The sequence below is a fragment of the Candidatus Thiodiazotropha endolucinida genome (assembly GCF_001715975.1).
GTDB lineage: Bacteria > Pseudomonadota > Gammaproteobacteria > Chromatiales > Chromatiaceae > Thiodiazotropha > Thiodiazotropha endolucinida.
The window spans coordinates 135,218-151,431 of the sequence record NZ_MARB01000012.1 but is presented as its reverse complement, the minus strand read 5'-3'; the positions used below and the strand labels follow the sequence as shown (position 1 = coordinate 151,431).

The 16,214-nt window shown below is 51.3% G+C and carries 9 protein-coding genes and 2 pseudogenes; 5 read left to right on the top strand and 6 right to left on the bottom strand.

From position 1 onward, the window contains the following. Positions 1-131: 131 nt before the first annotated feature. Entirely contained in the window at positions 132-1,319 is a 1,188-nt protein-coding gene (locus CODIS_RS11770) for an IS256 family transposase (RefSeq protein WP_069125129.1), read from the bottom strand. 220 nt (positions 1,320-1,539) lie between these two features. On the opposite strand from CODIS_RS11770, the pseudogene CODIS_RS11765 reads away from it, so the two are divergent. Beyond that, positions 1,540-2,229 (top strand): annotated as a pseudogene (locus CODIS_RS11765) (IS256 family transposase); the annotation flags it as partial. A gap of 264 nt (positions 2,230-2,493) precedes the next feature. On the opposite strand, the pseudogene CODIS_RS11760 reads toward CODIS_RS11765, so the two are convergent. After that, positions 2,494-3,314, bottom strand: a pseudogene (locus CODIS_RS11760) (IS5 family transposase). Positions 3,315-3,555: 241 nt separating this feature from the next. Between CODIS_RS11760 and CODIS_RS11755 the strand changes: the two are divergent. Both CODIS_RS11755 and CODIS_RS11750 read left to right on the top strand, forming a co-directional pair. Continuing rightward, positions 3,556-6,102, top strand: a complete 2,547-nt coding sequence (locus CODIS_RS11755) for a hypothetical protein (RefSeq protein ID WP_069125064.1) — start codon at positions 3,556-3,558, stop codon at positions 6,100-6,102. Then, entirely contained in the window at positions 6,102-8,141 is a 2,040-nt protein-coding gene (locus tag CODIS_RS11750; protein ID WP_069125062.1) for a hypothetical protein, read from the top strand. The genes CODIS_RS11755 and CODIS_RS11750 overlap by 1 nt, the downstream gene beginning before the upstream one ends. A 47-nt stretch (positions 8,142-8,188) precedes the next feature. On the opposite strand, the gene CODIS_RS11745 is transcribed toward CODIS_RS11750, so the two are convergent. The 4 genes from CODIS_RS11745 to CODIS_RS11730 form a co-directional block, all read right to left on the bottom strand. Next, a complete protein-coding gene (locus CODIS_RS11745; protein WP_069125059.1) occupies positions 8,189-9,100 on the bottom strand; it encodes a hypothetical protein in 912 nt (303 codons plus the stop codon). Next, positions 9,091-10,365 (bottom strand): polysaccharide pyruvyl transferase family protein, encoded by a 1,275-nt coding sequence (locus CODIS_RS11740; protein WP_069125058.1) that lies wholly within the window; start codon positions 10,363-10,365, stop codon positions 9,091-9,093. The genes CODIS_RS11745 and CODIS_RS11740 overlap by 10 nt, the downstream gene beginning before the upstream one ends. Beyond that, the gene (locus CODIS_RS11735; RefSeq protein WP_162420205.1) at positions 10,362-11,411 is read right to left on the bottom strand and encodes a Coenzyme F420 hydrogenase/dehydrogenase, beta subunit C-terminal domain; all 1,050 of its coding nucleotides are present in this window, start codon (positions 11,409-11,411) and stop codon (positions 10,362-10,364) included. Before CODIS_RS11735 ends, CODIS_RS11740 begins: the two co-directional genes overlap by 4 nt. A 241-nt stretch (positions 11,412-11,652) precedes the next feature. Continuing rightward, a complete protein-coding gene (locus CODIS_RS11730; RefSeq protein WP_069125055.1) occupies positions 11,653-13,530 on the bottom strand; it encodes a polysaccharide biosynthesis protein in 1,878 nt (625 codons plus the stop codon). Between the two features lie 236 nt (positions 13,531-13,766). On the opposite strand from CODIS_RS11730, the gene gspG reads away from it, so the two are divergent. Both gspG and CODIS_RS11720 read left to right on the top strand, forming a co-directional pair. Further along, positions 13,767-14,198: a type II secretion system major pseudopilin GspG gene (gspG, locus tag CODIS_RS11725; protein WP_069125045.1), complete on the top strand. Its 432-nt coding sequence runs from the start codon at positions 13,767-13,769 to the stop codon at positions 14,196-14,198. A 62-nt stretch (positions 14,199-14,260) separates the two neighbouring features. Continuing rightward, positions 14,261-16,180 carry an ATP-binding cassette domain-containing protein gene (locus CODIS_RS11720; protein WP_069125041.1) on the top strand — a complete coding sequence of 640 codons (1,920 nt, stop codon included), beginning with the start codon at positions 14,261-14,263 and terminating at the stop codon, positions 16,178-16,180. Positions 16,181-16,214 lie beyond the last annotated feature (34 nt).

The window sequence follows — 16,214 nt, the reverse complement described above, 5'->3', positions numbered from 1 at the left end:
TACCCCAAGAGCGTTTCGTCAGACGACGAATATTATACTTGAAGTCGTTCAATGCTTTGTCACTCCAGCGGATTTTCGGTAGTGTCAATTATCTTGCGCACTTTTTCTTTGGTGATGGCTCCGGTTGCTACTCAGGCTGCTGAGAAAGCAGCTTCTTGATCCTTCTCTTTCAATAAATCCATATTCATGTACTTACGGGTTCCCCAAGTGGTCGCGGATACATGACGCAATCGTGCAGCAACCAACATTAGGGCTGAGTGTCCGTCAGGAAAAGCACCCACCACCTTGGTGCGACGCCTGGCTTCCTTGAGTAATCGCTCCATTGGGTTGTTGGTCTTCAGCTTCAGCCAATGCTGCGGTGGGTAAGCATAGTAGGTCAACGTCTCATGGATCGCTGTCTCTACCTGCTCAGCCGCTGTACCGAGTTTCTTCGCTTTGAGTTTTTCAACGACGTCCTGAGCCTTGCTTGCTGCCGCCTCTCGGCTCTCCTGCGCATGGATGGCCTTGAGCATCGCCGAAACCTCTCGCATCTTGCTACGGGGCGTGTGGGAGAATACGTTGCGATAAAAATGCACCACACAGCGTTGCCAGTCGGCTTCAGGAAAGACCTCGGCTGCCGCTTCACTCAGACCCATGCAGGCGTCGGATATAATTAACCTGACACCCTTCAGGCCGCGTTTCTTGAGATATTTGAGAAAACCCAGCCAGCCTGATTTGTCTTCTTTATGCCCTTCCTGTACGCCCAGAACACGGCGAAAACCCGCTTGATCTACGCCGATGGCTGCCAACACGGACACGTTCTTGATCTCGCCGCCCCAGCTGCGTTTCAGTACGATACCGTCCAAGTAGACGTAAGCATACTCACCTTCGATGGGCTGGGTCCGCCAGCGCTCAATGTGCTGGTAGACCTTCTGGTTGAGCTTGGAGACGGTACCTGATGATACCCGAGTACCCCATAGGGCCTCGGTGATATCCTCGACTCGGCGTACCGATACCCCGGCCAGGTACATCTGTACGATGGCTTCCTCAATCGAGATATCTCGACGCCGATACCGCTCTATAATAGCGGTTTCAAAGGTTTGCTGGCGTAAACGCGGCATCTTGACCTCGACCTCGCCGGCTTTCGTGTGTAACTTGCGCTTATAGTGGCCAGCTCGCGTATCGATGCGATCCGGCGAGTGCTCATAACGCCGCGCCCGGCACATCTCATCAGCTTCTGCATCCAGCATCTGATTCAAGGTCTCTTCAACCGTGCCCCTAACCATTTCATCTAAATGGGTTCGGATCTCGCTCTCATCAATCCGGATCACTTTGCTCATCGGTTTCGTGCTATCTTTTTCCATGGTGGTTCCTTATGGTCTGTACTGTGGTTTGGCGATTACAGTTTTAACAGACCGGAGCCACCCCCTCAAAATATGTGCACGTGATAATTTACGTTATCGAGCTATGCTGATTTCTGGTGTACGGGCTGATTGAAGAAGCGGTGTACCCTGTTGATTGATCTTGGCGGATCAACAACCAACAGGAGATGTACACCGCATGAATGATAGTAACGTTGTCGCACTGAGAGCACCAACTGGAGATGCGCTGGGCGAGCTATTGAAGGAAGGGGCACGGCAGCTGCTGGCGCAGGCCATCGAAGCTGAACTGGCTGAATTGCTGTCGCAGTATGCTGAGCAGACAGTGGAAGGTCAGCAGGCGGTGGTGCGCAATGGCCACCTGCCGGAGCGGACGATCCAGACGGGGCTGGGTGACGTCGCGGTCAAAGTGCCGAAGGTGCGGGATCGCTCGGGCCAGGGGATCAAGTTCAACAGCAAGCTGGTGCCGCCGTATCTGAAGCGGACGCAGAACATCGAGGAGTTCATCCCGTGGCTGTACCTGAAGGGTGTTTCGACGGGTGATATGCAATCGGCGCTGGAAGCGCTGCTGGGCGAAGGTGCCGGTGGCTTGTCCGCTGGCACGGTCAGCCGCCTCAAGGCCAGCTGGGAGGCCGACTACGACCGGTGGCGCCAGCGTGATCTGAGTCGGCGTTGCTACGTCTATGTCTGGGCTGATGGCGTATACAGCAACGTCCGGATGGATGACCGGTTGTGCCTGCTGGTCGTCGTGGGATCAGACGATACCGGTCGTAAGGAAGTGCTGGCGGTCGTGGATGGTTATCGTGAGTCGGAAGCCAGTTGGCAGGAAGTGATCGAACAACTGGAAAGCCAGGGCCTGACGATCCCGCCTTTTCGCTGCCTGTCGTTGCTCGGCCGCTTGATAACTCCCATCGTTAAGAGTCAACTCTCCCATACCGCCCCAACGAGGACGAATAGGGCTTGTACCAGTCTTCATTAAATTAAGGAACGTCTGAATAAGTCATGAAAAACATCCAACCATTCAAAAGTACTCATGTTTTTCGCTATGAAATCACTTCTTGAGCGATATTTCGCTCATTTCGAGCAAAATCCAGCTGGCATTCTGTCCCAGTCTGGTCCATCAGGCGCACTAATCCTATGCCAGGCACTTCAGCTTCCGCCGTGCAAGGTACAGATTGGTCAGTGCACTGAGAACAAACAAGGCGTTCGCATTCTTGGCGAGGCCGCGATATCGGACCTTGGTGAATCCAAATACACGCTCGACCTTCGCTCTGACTTTCGACTTGGTACGGTTGCGCAATCTGTCGTCATCAGACAGCGGTTTATGCCGGCTGCCTTTCGCCTGAGTAAAATCCTTGGCGCTGGGTGCGCTACGTTGAATCGCTTCACCCTGGCCTGCATAGGCCGAGTCGCCCCAGATGCGTGTCTCATCACCGTGTAACAGATCCCCAAGTACTTGCGAATCGTGAACATTGGCGGCCGTCGCCGCCACCGAATGGATGATTTTGGTTTTGCTGTCGACGCCAATGTGCGCCTTCATTCCAAAGTACCACTGGTTGCCTTTCTTGGCCTGGTGCATCTCCGGGTCTCGCGATTTCTCTTTGTTCTTGGTCGAATTCGGTGCATTGATAATGCTGGCATCCACCCCTGATCCTGCGGAACCGGCTCGCGCCCGAGATCGATGCCGACAAATCGGCACATGGACCGGGATTCATACAACGCCTCTTCAGCACCGGGGTCAGACAGATTGAACCAGTGCTGCAGAAAGTAGATGCGCAGCATGCGCTCCAGGCCAATGGGAGGTCGACCATTACCGGCCCTGGGGTAGAAAGGCTCGATAACCTTACACAGTTGGCTCCAGGGTACGACACTATCCATCTCGGCAAGAAACTTCTCTCGCCGGGTTGGCTTGCGATAGCGCTCAAAATCGCCCGTTGCAAAGGTTTGTTGTTTCATCAATATCAACCCGTTCAAAACAGTTCGAGTATTATCGCAAATGTTGGGACTTAATCAGAGTTTCCTTAATATGCCGATGTAGTGGATGGAGAGTAACAATGAGCAGGATGCCAAGGATCAAAACTCTTATAGGTGACTGCTGTTTGTTTATCGAATCCGGCTTCATGGCAAAAGAGCGTTGCTTGATGGCTTTTTATGGGACGGTGCTAGAGCCAATGCAGGTAAAGGAATTGGCCAGTCGATGAACAGACCGTCCTGGCCGCTTTCTCTGCTTGCTCAACGTTCTGCACCCTTGCTGGCGCTGGTTTTGATTGCGGTCGTCATGCTGGGTGCGAATCCCCTGGTCGGTGAAACCATTGCGCCCTTCGATTTTCTTGTCCAATTTCCAGGTTGGAAGAATACTGGGATCGAAAGCCCGGTTAAGCACCGCAAGCACTCTGATGTGCTCGATGCCAAACTACCATCCTGGCGTTACGCCCGGGAAAAACTGCGCCAGGGAGAACTGCCTCTATGGAATCCCCACGTGCTTGGCGGAAACCCTCTGTTACTATTGGTTACCCGATCGATTTTGACTCCGGCCTTTGCCGCATATGCATTATTCAGTAACGAGGCGGTCGGATTGTATACCTCCGCATTGGTGAATCTCCTCATCGTCTCTATCGGGAGCTATTTACTGTTTGCGAGCTTGACAGGAAATCGCCTGGCAGCTTTGCTCGGTGCGGTTGCCTTCAGCTATTCCGGCTTTAACACCTCATGGTTCCTTTGGCATCATGTGAATACCAGTATCTGGATTCCGTGGGTGCTCTTCTTTGCCGTACGCATCGCGCAGACGGGCGATGCCAAACATGTGCCCTGGTTGGCCATCGCCTCGACATTGATGATTCTAGGTGGTTTCCCAACGGTAGCCGTCTATGGCTATATCGCCTTGCTGCTGCTGTTTCTCAGTTGGTCACTGTTTTCGCGAAATACGTATCGAGTGGTTATACTCAGAGGTGCATTGGGTGTGGCGGGAATACTCCTGTCATTGATGATGGCCATGCTGTTTCTCTATTGCCTGGACGAGTCTCTGGGGCGTCTCGATCTAAGCTATCGCAGGGGGGGCAGCGCCTTTCGTAAGGCCCAGGATCTGCTGCTCTATGTTCAGCCGTTCAGGGAGGGACCGCTAACCCTGGGCAGGACAGGATATGTGGGCTTGATTCCGCTGATACTCTTTCTTCCGGCTCTATGGCTCACCCTGAGACGTCGTTTGGAATGGAGATATGCATGGGGAGTGTCGCTGGTTTTACTGATTGCGCCATTGGCCTTCGCCTGGATTCCCATGGATTACATCAGGCAGATCCCTCTGATCGGGACCAGTATGATTAACAGGCTGATTCTTATCATTGGACTTGGCTTGTCGTTACTCAGTGTCTTGGTGCTCTCTACCGCTTACCAGCGTATCGGTAAAAAAGCGCCGGGTTGGGCCACCATGGTTTTATTACTTCTGCTGGCTGTTCAGGTGGTTGACCAGCGCCGGGTGTTTCAATCGCTGGTGGGTCATGTAAAAGCGGACACGGTCTATCCGGCTACTGCCACGATCGATTATGTCAGGGGCAGGATTGAGCCGCTTCAAAACGTGATAGCCGACCGCGGATATATCGTATCGGGGGTGGTATCGGCCTACGGTCTTTCAGAGTGGTATGCCCATGGTTTTCATACACCGGCAGAGAAGCGGCTCCTTGAAGGGGCCATTACCAGGCCTTTTATAACGCCTACGGCATCGGCCTTTTTGTGCAGCCAGGTTAATTTTGCAAATCCGTTGTTTCTGGCCTATCTGGGTGTCAGGTATGTACTCTGTTCAGATGAAACGATACATGGGGGAAAAGTTGAGCAAAAGCATGTTTTTGATACGATTGATCTAAGTCAAGGTGAGAGTAGTGGCTTGAGTCTGACAGGGGAGAGGGTTGTTCAGCTCGTCGAATTGCAGCAACATGTCTCGTTTGATGAATTAGAGTTGCGCTTGGAGAGTGTCAATGTTGATAACAGGCTTGGTGTTAGGCTAAAGCTGTGGATGGGTACTGAACTACTAACCGAAACTGCGCCATGCTCATTGCAGCTTGATTCGGTGGAGGCATATTTTAGGTGTAGATTCCCCAGCCAGATTTTACTGGACAAGGGAAGCTATGAGCTGGAAGTCCTTGTGGAAGGGGAGAGTGCGTCTGCTTCTCTCAGTGCAGTGGTTTATCCTTCGAACTCTCCGCTATTACAGTTACAAGTGGGAAACAGGTTAAGCGAAAGGGTGTTGGGCTTGCGTGGATACAGACGCACAAATGCTTATATCTATCGGAAAGTATTGAGCGGTGATAATGATTCATATATTGTGCGTGAGCTGGAACCTGGGGTGGTTCTGGTGGAAAACAGGCTAGTCAACGGTAGTGCCTATTTCATATCATCCCTTAGTGGTATATCCGATGCCCAATACGATCAGCTTAGGCTGAAGAGTTATAGCGACACCTCGATGCAGTTTGAGTACATTGGGGATGAATCCGGATGGGTGGTCATCCCGGTTAGGATGTATCCCGGCTGGTCATGCTTGGTTAATGGGAAAAAGGTGGAACCTGCGCTCTTCAATGGGGTGATGCCTGCAGTGCCGGTACGCGGCAACAGCAGAGTTGGTTTCATCTATTCTCCGACCCACTATGCAGTTCCTGCTGCGGTTTCTATTCTCGGAGTACTGCTTGGTTTGCTTTTATCATTCAAAGCACAATCGATTAACCGATGGTTAACGGACCATTATAAAACGAACTAATGGGTAATCGCTCCTATCTACGGTCGCTTGGCCGGTTTGGCCTTGCATTGCTTATCTTCGTTGTCGCCTCGGCATTGATTCGCTATTGGTTGACCGCTGGACTGCCAATAACCGCGCATGCCCACGGTACCTATGACGATGCATTGTTCATACGCTTGGCGGAGAGTGTGGTGTCCGGACAGTGGTTGGGTGACTACGACAAACTGACATTGGTGAAGGCACCGCTCTATCCTCTGTATATTGCCGCAAACTATTTACTGGGTTTACAGTTCAAGACCATGGAGCACGCAATCTACATTGTGGCCTGCCTGATTCTCTACCTGGCTTTGATAAAGGCAAGAGTCAACCCCTATCTTGCCCTAGTGCCATTTATGCTCTTACTTTTCAATCCCTATCATCACGCTAGTGTGGAGCGGGGTTGGTTCTATGCGGCAATAGTGTTTTTGGTCATTGCCGGTTTTTACTACATGATTTCGATGCGAACCGTATCGGGGAGTGTTAGGTCATCTCACGCGTTTCTGCTGGGTTTGGGCTTGGCGGCACTCTATCTTTCCCGGGAAGAGACGATTTGGCTCTATCCCTTGTTAGCGGTTGCATTTACTCTCCTGTTCTACCAGCCGGATAGACAGAGAGTAGTGCTGTTGATGGGTAAGGTATTGCCATTACTGTTATTGGGTATGGCAATACCAATTTCAGCGGTATTGAGTATGAATTACCTGAAATATGGACATTTCGGAATCAAAGACAGCGCAGTTAAGGAGTTTAAAACCACATTTAAGTTGATGAAGAGTGTGCGTACTGATGAGGAAAAGCCCTTTGTCGATGTGACTCACAAGTCACTAACTCAAATGTTCGATGTGAGCCCCGCACTGGCCAGGTTTCAACCCCATCTGCAAGGGAGCCTGGGCAAGCAATGGGGTGGTCTGATGTGCAAACGGCACGCAGAGGCATGCAACGAGATCGGTGGCGGTTACATTTTCTGGGCATTGCGAGATGCTCTCGCCGCTGAGGGTTATTACCAAAGCCCGGATAAGATGAGATCGGTGTACAGCGAAATCAGTGAAGAGTTGCAAAGGGGATGCAGCAGCGGACGACTGGACTGTTCGCGTACAGTCTGGCCTCTCCGCTATCCGATCAGGTTAGAGAGGATAGACGACTATCTGGCAAAATTGCCAGCCTTCGTGAATTATATGGTATCAGGCTTACACGGACGCCTGCCTAGCTATGGCGCTGCGCACGGTCCGGATGAGAGACTCGAGGTGTTTAAGAGGTTGTCGAATACAGCCATCATAGAGAAAGCACAGCGGGATCATTACTCGGTTTCCGGGTGGTTGATTTCAGATAGCCAGGAAAAATATATCGCGATTGTGCCCAAGCCATTTGCTGCCTATACCAATCGTTTCAGCTTGAAGTCGAGCAGGGATGTGCAGCGCCACTTTAAAGACAATGCAGATTCTGCCTTGTCGCGATTTAACGTGGAAGGACCGTGTAAAGGTGGTCAGTGCGAACTATTGGTTATGTCTGGTGGTGAGCATACTAAATTCGACCAGGCATTGATTCGTCCCGGGGCTGACTTGAAGAGAGCAGGAATGCATCTGCATATCGACTCGGTTAAGCAGAAACAAAGTAACCAGCAGTTATTTTGGATTGACCGGTTTAAAATCAATGCCTTTAAAAAAATCGGTAAATTGTACAATCATGCACTTGTCTATCTTACGTTGTTTGCCTCCTTGGTATTTGCGATGGCCTGTATTGCCTTTCTTTTCAAGGGATATAGAAGCCTTTTGCTGTGGGGTGCCTTGATTGCGATCATAGGCATAGCAACGCGGTTGGGCGTACTTGCCCTGTTCGATGAATTCACCCAAAGTCCGGTTATCGGCCAGTTCCGCCATTTTATACCGATTATGCCGTTGCTGCTTCTCTATATTGGCTTCAATTTTCTTATTCTTTTTGAGCTGCCGGCCGTGCTGCGAAAATCGACTGGAATGGGTGTCAAAACTGACCATGCTAAGTCTGGAAACAGTCCCTTAACCCTCTAGTGGATGAAAGTGATGTTAACTGACTATGTAGCCACAAGGGTCCATGGTCATGATTTTGAGGCGTCCGCGGATGAGTGTGGGGAGATTGTTACTGACAGGGCAGCTAAAATAATTTCGATAAAGATATAAAAAACCCTGTTAAGCGCGGCTAAGATTATTGCAGTGTTTATATCTAGAAAAGGTGCCAGGCCAAGCACCAGAACCGATTCGCGGATGCCGATTCCGGCGGGAGCGAAAGGTACAGCAAATCCTATCGCATAACTGAATGCATAGAGCCCAATAATAAAAACAAGACCAATCTCGGATGCTGAGAAAGGTGTCAAAGTGATCCAAAAAGCAAACCCGAGTACCAGCCATATCAGCAGTGCAGTTATAAAGGATAGGGGCGTGAACAACAATCGCCGACAGTAATCATGCAGCCTCTTGCGATGGTGATTCAACTGTGGTAGCAACAAGAGAAATAAAGTAGTGCCCAGTATTGCCAGTAGGATGATTAATGGGATTTTTTTAGTTAGTGTAATCAAGAGTTGATATTGCGTGAAACTGATAAGCAATAGACCAAAGATGAAGGCGCTGAATACGACCCAGAATGTTTCTAGCAATATGGTGTCACGTATGGTCTTGTTATCGAGGCCTGCCGATTTATACATCCCGATTTTACCAACAAACTGCCATATCGAGCCGGGTATGTATTTTCCCAGTTGCGTAATATTGTAGATACTGAAGCTTTGGGAAAACAAAAAATTGACTTTATAGTGGAGTAACGACTGGTGCATGATTGCTACCAACAGCAGTTTACCGGTGGTAAGTGAGAGCAGGGAGTAGACAATTATATCAATCGGAAGAAGCTTCACAACGTCAACCACGCGGTGGAGATTGCCCAGCAGGAAGAAAAAAATGAAGCATAAGACAACCACCCACCATAGTGTCTTTAATGCAGTTTTTATGTTTACTTGCACGATTTGCCTTGATCAAGAAGGTTAAACAAATAGGCGAACTGTTTATAAGCTGAAGCCATTGCGTGTTCCTGTTGTTTTTTGATTTTTTGACATATGGATGGTTCGTTATCCAGAGTGTGTCGAATCGTCTCCATCATGAGCTCGGAGTTAAGCTGGCTGAAGTCAAAGACAAGATCTCCAAGCTTAAAATAATCCATCACTTCCTGATATTTGTGGCTCCAGCCCAATACTATAACAGGCTGGCCGCTGGCTAGTGCGGCGATCATTGCGTGAAACCGGGAAACCATCACAAGCCTGCAATAGCTCATTAGCAATTTAATGCCTGGTGTATTGACATCAAAATCAACGTAATAGATCGGCGCCGATCCGTTGTTGTCACCCTCCACTTGGTTAACGATGTCTCTGATCACAGGCAGGTCGTTATTGCGTAGCTTAGACATTTCATCTTTACGGGTGGCGTTTGGATAGAGAAGTATGGCGTACCCTTGCGCTAGGAGTTGGCGGCAAAGTGTCACGATTTGGTGATGGTAACTGTTGTCTTGTCGCTGTGACATTGCTGCCAGTACGCTACTGGGGCAGATGCCGATCAGTTCCCTGCCTTCTCGCTGTAGTCTGTTGCTGAGAGCGGCAAGTTGCTGGCGACTCTCGTCGCTGATCATGTCTTGTGGCTGGTGAAGAAAGGCCACATCGGCAACCGGTTCGACATAACAGTTATCCAGTGACAATGATTGCAAGTGTTGATGAGTGGTGGCTCCGCGGGCAAATATTTGATCGATTCTCGATAGGGTATGTCTGGCGAGGAAGTGATTCAACGGATTATTGAATGGCCCGGCGGCTTGAGAGAACTTAACCACCGGCGTATCGAGGAGGAATGCCGGTACCAGGGTGAGAACGTTGTAGGGTAAAAACTTTTCTCTGCCATCGATGAAAGCGACGCCGGCTAGATCAATAAGGACATCGGAGCTGCCAAGGGAGCGGGCGGATTCGGGTATTAGCCTGGCCAAAACTTTAAGACGCAGACTATTGAGCAACATCAATAGAAGTGAGCAGGGTAGAAGCACAGTAACCAGGTACAAGGGATCTGCACTGTAAACTTGAATCCTCGAATCGTTGATGAGTTCCTGGTCGCGCCTTGGATAATAGGTGTAGATGTTGAAGTTCGCCTCTGGATAGCGATCGCGTATTCTTCCCATAGTGGTGGTTAACATGGCCTCAGCACCCCGGTTACCACTCACTGTTGCTGCAATGATTGAGATGGTTTTCATGGTAAGGTTTCGATGCCTTTTCTAAGGTAGAGGTAGGCTTTTAGAAGTGGGCGAGGTAATTTGAATATCAACTTGTTCCACTGCGATGATTCACTCCAGCGCATGTTAAACAGTGTAAACAGCGCGGTGAGCCAAGCATGCCATGAAACCCGTGCCTTGACATTGTCCGGGATTTTATAGCCAAACATTGGGGCCACGCGATTCCTCGCGCTGACATTGTAGTGGAAGGGGGCGGTACGTGCCTGCCCATCCAGAATGTCACTTATCTCCAAGACTTCTGCAGTGATTGCTCCACTGCGGTTGGCGCTATTCCACAAATCAATGCCTTGCTGGGTGCGTATTATTACCCCCGTTTTCTTTATCGGATCCTGTTTAAACCGGTAGGCCCACACGTCTCCGAGGGAAATATCAGCTTGATAACCGAAATGATCATGGCAAACGAGGCATTTCTTTTCCGAATAAAAGTAGAGATTTTGATAAAGACTGAAATAGGAGAATGGTTTTCTGATGGTGGTTCCATTCAAAAACTCGGCTTCCAGCTTGCCCCGCCAGTGACCTTTGCGAAAGCGATAAGAGCGCAACGGGCTGGCAGCCTCTTTCATCAGCTGTTGCGAGATCTCATCAATTAATTCGGTCCTTGAATTATGTCCGCATACCAAAGCGATTTTCAGCTTGACCTTATTGGAAATGTCGTTATCTTTCGCAATCCACCGGGTAAGATTTGTAATATCACAGGGCAGGCCGACCACGGCGACGCGCCCATGAAATTGACGAATCAGGGGCAGGGCCTCTTTCATAAAGGCGGTTTCTACATATTTACTGCCTTGGGCATCAAGAATTTCTTGCTTAGAAGTGGCAATTGAAAAATGCGCTCTGATCTTTGCTTTCTCAATAACCGTGTTGCAAACCAACGCGCCATCGATCTCATCCTGCTCCAGGAGTGAAATCAAGAGTGCGGACCCGGCCCCGCCTGATGCAGCGTTGACCCGGTTAGATTCATCAGTCGCATAGGCGTGATATAACTCGCGATACTCTCCGACAAGCATGCGTATCTGTGATTCAGTCCATGTTCTTCGCAGCAACCTGTCAGTAATTAGATTGAACATATTACGCATTGTGTTTTTGTTCGGGAGGCAAGTTAGTACCTGAAAATAATGGTTTTACACTTTTATAGAATTTCTGTTTTCTTAGCCCGGCTGATTTATTATTTGAAATCATTTAATGAAATGAAGAGAGACAGTCCTTTATCATTCAGCGGGATTCTTCTGGGTGTGGCATGTTGCCTAGTCAAGCAGTAGCCTCGTGGGTTGAATTGGCTCTCTTCTCGAGTTCAGCATGCTCCGGCACTAATTTATCCAGAAGGGAATTCAATTTACCAGTTTCATGATTGTCGCAGGCTTCTTTCATTTTTTCGAGGTTATCCAGGAGCCTAGACCAGTTAACCTGTCGATGATGGGCGAGAAAGACCTTCGCATGATCCGTTTTGTGCAACTGCTCCTTCTCGTGGAATAGCTCCTCATAGAGCTTTTCGCCTGGACGCAGGCCAATGTATTCGATCAGGATGTCTGTACCCGGTGTTCTGCCGGACAGGTGAATCATCTGTTCCGCCAGATAGCTGATCTTGATTGGATCTCCCATGTCCAGCACGAAGATCTCACCCCCCTTCCCCAGTACCACTGTCTGCATGATCAACTGGCAGGCCTCCGGGATGGTCATGAAATAGCGTTCCATGCGGGGATCGGTCACGGTGACCGGCCCTCCCGCCTCGATCTGCTTGCGAAACAGGGGGATTACGCTGCCGGCGGATCCCAGTACGTTACCGAAACGTACGGTGATGAATCTTGTGTCAGAGTGGGCATCCAGATTCTGGCAATAGATCTCCGCCCCCCGTTTGCATGCTCCCATAACATTGGCGGGATTGACCGCCTTGTCGGTGGAGACCAGAACAAAGACGCCACATTTAAAGCGGTCGGCGGTCTGTGCCAGGATTTGCGTGCCCAGAATATTATTACGCACTGCCTGGCGCAGCTGGTGTTCCAGCATGGGGACGTGTTTGTAGGCGGCGGCGTGAAACACCACCTCGGGCCTTGTCCGGGCGAATAGGTTTTCCACCAATGGCTGATCGATGATATCGCCGAGATGGCACTCCAGGGAGAGGTCTGGAAAGGCGCTGAGCAGTTCCATTTCGATGGTGTAAAGGTTGAATTCACTGATCTCCAGCAACACCAGCCGGGCCGGCTTGATCTTGGCGAGCTGGCGACAGAGTTCGGAACCGATCGAACCACCGGCACCGGTGACCAGGACCACCTTGCCGGAGAGTGCGCTGTCGATGCTGTCCCAGTCGAGGGATACAGGGTCGCGCCCCAACAGGTCCTCGATGGATACGGTACGCAGGTTGTTGATCTGCACATTCCCGGATATCAGATCATTCAGTTGCGGCACTGACCTGAAAGGGATATCCGCCCGTTCACAAAGCTCGACCACACGCCGCATTTGTCTGGAAGAGGCTGATGGGATAGCCAGCATTACGATATCGATGGCCAGATCCTCACACAGCCGAGGGATATCGTCACAGGTGCCGGATACCGGTATGCCATGGATCTCGCGGCTCTGGCGCCGTCTTTTATCGTCGACAAAGGCAACGGGTGTGTAATCGCCCCGACGATTGCGCCGGATATCCCTGGCAAGCATCTCGCCGGCCTTGCCCGAACCCACGATCAGGACGCGTTGACCGGGTGACAAGTCCAGACGGTGGTCTTTGAGCAGGCGATAGATAAGTCTCGGACCGCTCAAAAGCATCACCAGCAGGATCGCATGGATCACCGGAACAGAACGCGGAACGCCACCCGCCCTGGTGAAAATGAACAACAGTGCCACGCTGACCACGGTACCAACCGCGACCGCCTTCAGAATTCGCACGATATCGGGCAGAGAGGCGAAGCGCCAGATACCGCGATAGAGGCCAAACAGCAGAAATGCAGTGAGTTGAATCGGCAGGACGAAAAGCAGGCCCACCAGGGCATCCTCGTAATAGGCGGCAGGTACCACCTCCAGGTTGTAACGCAACCAGTATGCCAAGAGCCAGGCGATCGGTACCATCAGCACATCGTGCGCCAGCGCTACTGCTTGCGAACGTAGATGATGAGGTAATATGTGTTTGCTCATTCAGGCACTCCCGGGCCCTGTAAATTCAAGTATGGACTGCTGTTTTGAGACTATTCTACCCCATTGCGCTGAAGGGATAGAGCGATGTCTGCACATTTCGTGCGTAAATGACCGTTCAGAGATGCATATCATTCCACCAGAAAATTCGGATAGAACCATGGTCGATGAATGCTGGTATAATTTTTTCTGATGACGTTAAGTAGGCTGAAGCCACCCACAGCGAAGAGAGTCTGATAATGAAATTGATTCCATGCCGGAACCGCTACAGCGGTTTTACCCTCATCGAACTGCTGGTGGTCATGGCGATCCTTGCGATGCTGGCCGGGCTGGTTGGCCCCAAGGTGATGAATGCTCTGGGTGAATCGAAAAGCAAGACTGCCAGGGTACAATTGGAGGAGCTCTCAGCGGCGTTGGATATCTATCGTCTCGACACGGGGAATTATCCACGCAGCCATCACGGCCTGCGGGCGCTGGTGGAGCGTGTCGATGGGGTGGAAAACTGGAATGGCCCTTACCTGAAAAAGAGAAAACTGCCCAAGGATCCCTGGGGGGCTCACTATATATACAGTTTCCCCGGTGAACACGGTGACTATGATCTCTATTCCCTCGGCGCCGATGGTGCAGAAGGGGGTGATGGCGAAGCGAAGGATATCAAGGGCTGGGAGTGACGCTCAAGGCGATGCACCCTGACCATCCGCAAATCCTGAGTTAATCATCAGCGTGTCCCGGGATGATCCAGTTCGACCACATTTCACTCAGACGCGGCAGCAAACTGCTCTTGCGGCAGATGGACTTTACCCTCTATGCCGGGTGGAAGGTCGGTATAACCGGGGGTAATGGCAGTGGTAAATCAAGCCTGTTCGATCTGATCTTGGGTGAATTGCAGGCAGACGAAGGAAATCTTTCCCTGCCCCAGAACATTGAGGTCGCCCATGTGGCACAGGAAACCCCGGCGCTGACTCGATCTGCCCTCGATTATGTCATCGATGGTGACCAAGGACTGCGGGAAATCGAGCGGGAGCTGTGCTCGGCCGAGGCGGCCGGTGACGGAGCCGCCCTGGCACGGTTACACGAGGCATTCCACAATGTTGACGGATACAGCGCCAAGGCCCGTGCCGGTGAGCTGCTGCATGGACTGGGTTTTTCACCCGAGGATGAGCTACAACAGGTCAAGCGTTTTTCAGGGGGTTGGCGGGTACGCCTCAATCTGGCGCAAGCCTTGATGTGCCGCTCCGATATGTTGCTGCTCGACGAACCTACCAACCACCTGGATCTGGATGCAGTGATCTGGTTGGAGGACTGGTTACGCAACTACGCAGGCACCCTGCTGCTGATATCCCATGATCGTGACTTCCTCGATCAGGTCACAGATCATATCGTCCACATCGAGCATCAGCAGGCGATCCTCTACAATAGTAACTACAGTGGCTTTGAGAATACCCGTGCCGCGCGCCTGGCCAATCAGCAGGCGGCCCATGAAAAACAGCAACGGGAGATTGCCCATATCCGTCGTTACGTCGACCGGTTTCGTGCCAAAGCCACCAAGGCACGCCAGGCACAGAGCCGCCTGAAGGCGTTGCAGCGTATGGAAGTGATCGCCCCAGCCCATGTGGATTCACCCTTTCATTTCAGCTTTGCCGAGCCGGACAAGAATCCACACCCCTTGCTTCGGCTGAGTGATCTGGAGGTGGGCTATGATGGGCAGTCCATTCTGAGAGATGTCCAATTCAACCTGGCGCCGGGTGACCGCATCGGCCTGTTGGGACCGAATGGCGCAGGAAAATCGACCCTGATCAAGTTGCTGGCGGGAGAACTCGAGCCTATCTCCGGTTTGCGGTCGCCGTCACAAGGGCTGCGGATAGGATATTTCGCTCAACATCAGCTTGAGCAACTGGATCCCGATGCCACTCCGCTGCTCCATCTGCAACGATTGGATCGCAAGGCCAGCGAGCAATCCCTGCGCAGTTATCTGGGTGGGTTCGGCTTTCATGATGATCAGTCGTTACAACCGGTGGCCCCCTTTTCCGGTGGCGAGAAGGCCCGCCTGGTACTCGCTATGCTGGTCTACCAACGCCCCAACCTGTTACTGCTCGATGAGCCGACCAACCATCTCGATCTGGAGATGCGCTATGCCGTGGGTCAGGCGCTGCAGGATTATCAGGGGGCCATGGTGATCGTCTCCCATGACCGTCATCTGTTACGCATAACCACAGATGAGTTTTGGCTGGTGTCTAGTGGTCAGGTAGAGCCCTTCGCCGGATCCCTGGATGATTACCCGCAATGGCTGGCAGCGGAACGTCGCAGCGGAAGCGGTGCGAACGGAATCCAGGTCGACTCACAATCGAGCGGCCATACTGCGGCGGCCAGAAAGGATAGAAAGCGCCAGCAGGCTGAGCAGCGAAAACGTCTTCAGCCTTTACGCCGGCAACAATTGAAAATTGAACAAGAAATCGAAAAACTACACCACAGGCAACAACAGTTGGATCAGGTGCTGGCGGATCCGGCGCTCTACGATCCATCGCTAAAAAACGATTTAAAACATAATCTTAAAGAAAAGAGTGATTTAGACAGAGAGTTGAGTGAGTGTGAACGGCGTTGGTTGGCCATCAGTGAGCAACTGGAGGCTGCAGAAAACGACGAAACAGTCTAAAGTGTCACCACTGGGAATTAGGATATAGATCCTT

Coding starts and splice junctions, on each gene's coding strand:
- CODIS_RS11755 (WP_069125064.1), top strand. CDS start 3,556: ATGAACAGACCGTCCTGGCCGCTTTCTCTGCTTGCTCAACGTTCTGCA.
- CODIS_RS11730 (WP_069125055.1), bottom strand. CDS start 13,530: ATGAGCAAACACATATTACCTCATCATCTACGTTCGCAAGCAGTAGCG.
- CODIS_RS11735 (WP_162420205.1), bottom strand. CDS start 11,411: ATGCTTGTCGGAGAGTATCGCGAGTTATATCACGCCTATGCGACTGAT.
- gspG (WP_069125045.1), top strand. CDS start 13,767: ATGAAATTGATTCCATGCCGGAACCGCTACAGCGGTTTTACCCTCATC.
- CODIS_RS11770 (WP_069125129.1), bottom strand. CDS start 1,319: ATGAGCAAAGTGATCCGGATTGATGAGAGCGAGATCCGAACCCATTTA.
- CODIS_RS11750 (WP_069125062.1), top strand. CDS start 6,102: ATGGGTAATCGCTCCTATCTACGGTCGCTTGGCCGGTTTGGCCTTGCA.
- CODIS_RS11720 (WP_069125041.1), top strand. CDS start 14,261: ATGATCCAGTTCGACCACATTTCACTCAGACGCGGCAGCAAACTGCTC.
- CODIS_RS11740 (WP_069125058.1), bottom strand. CDS start 10,365: ATGAAAACCATCTCAATCATTGCAGCAACAGTGAGTGGTAACCGGGGT.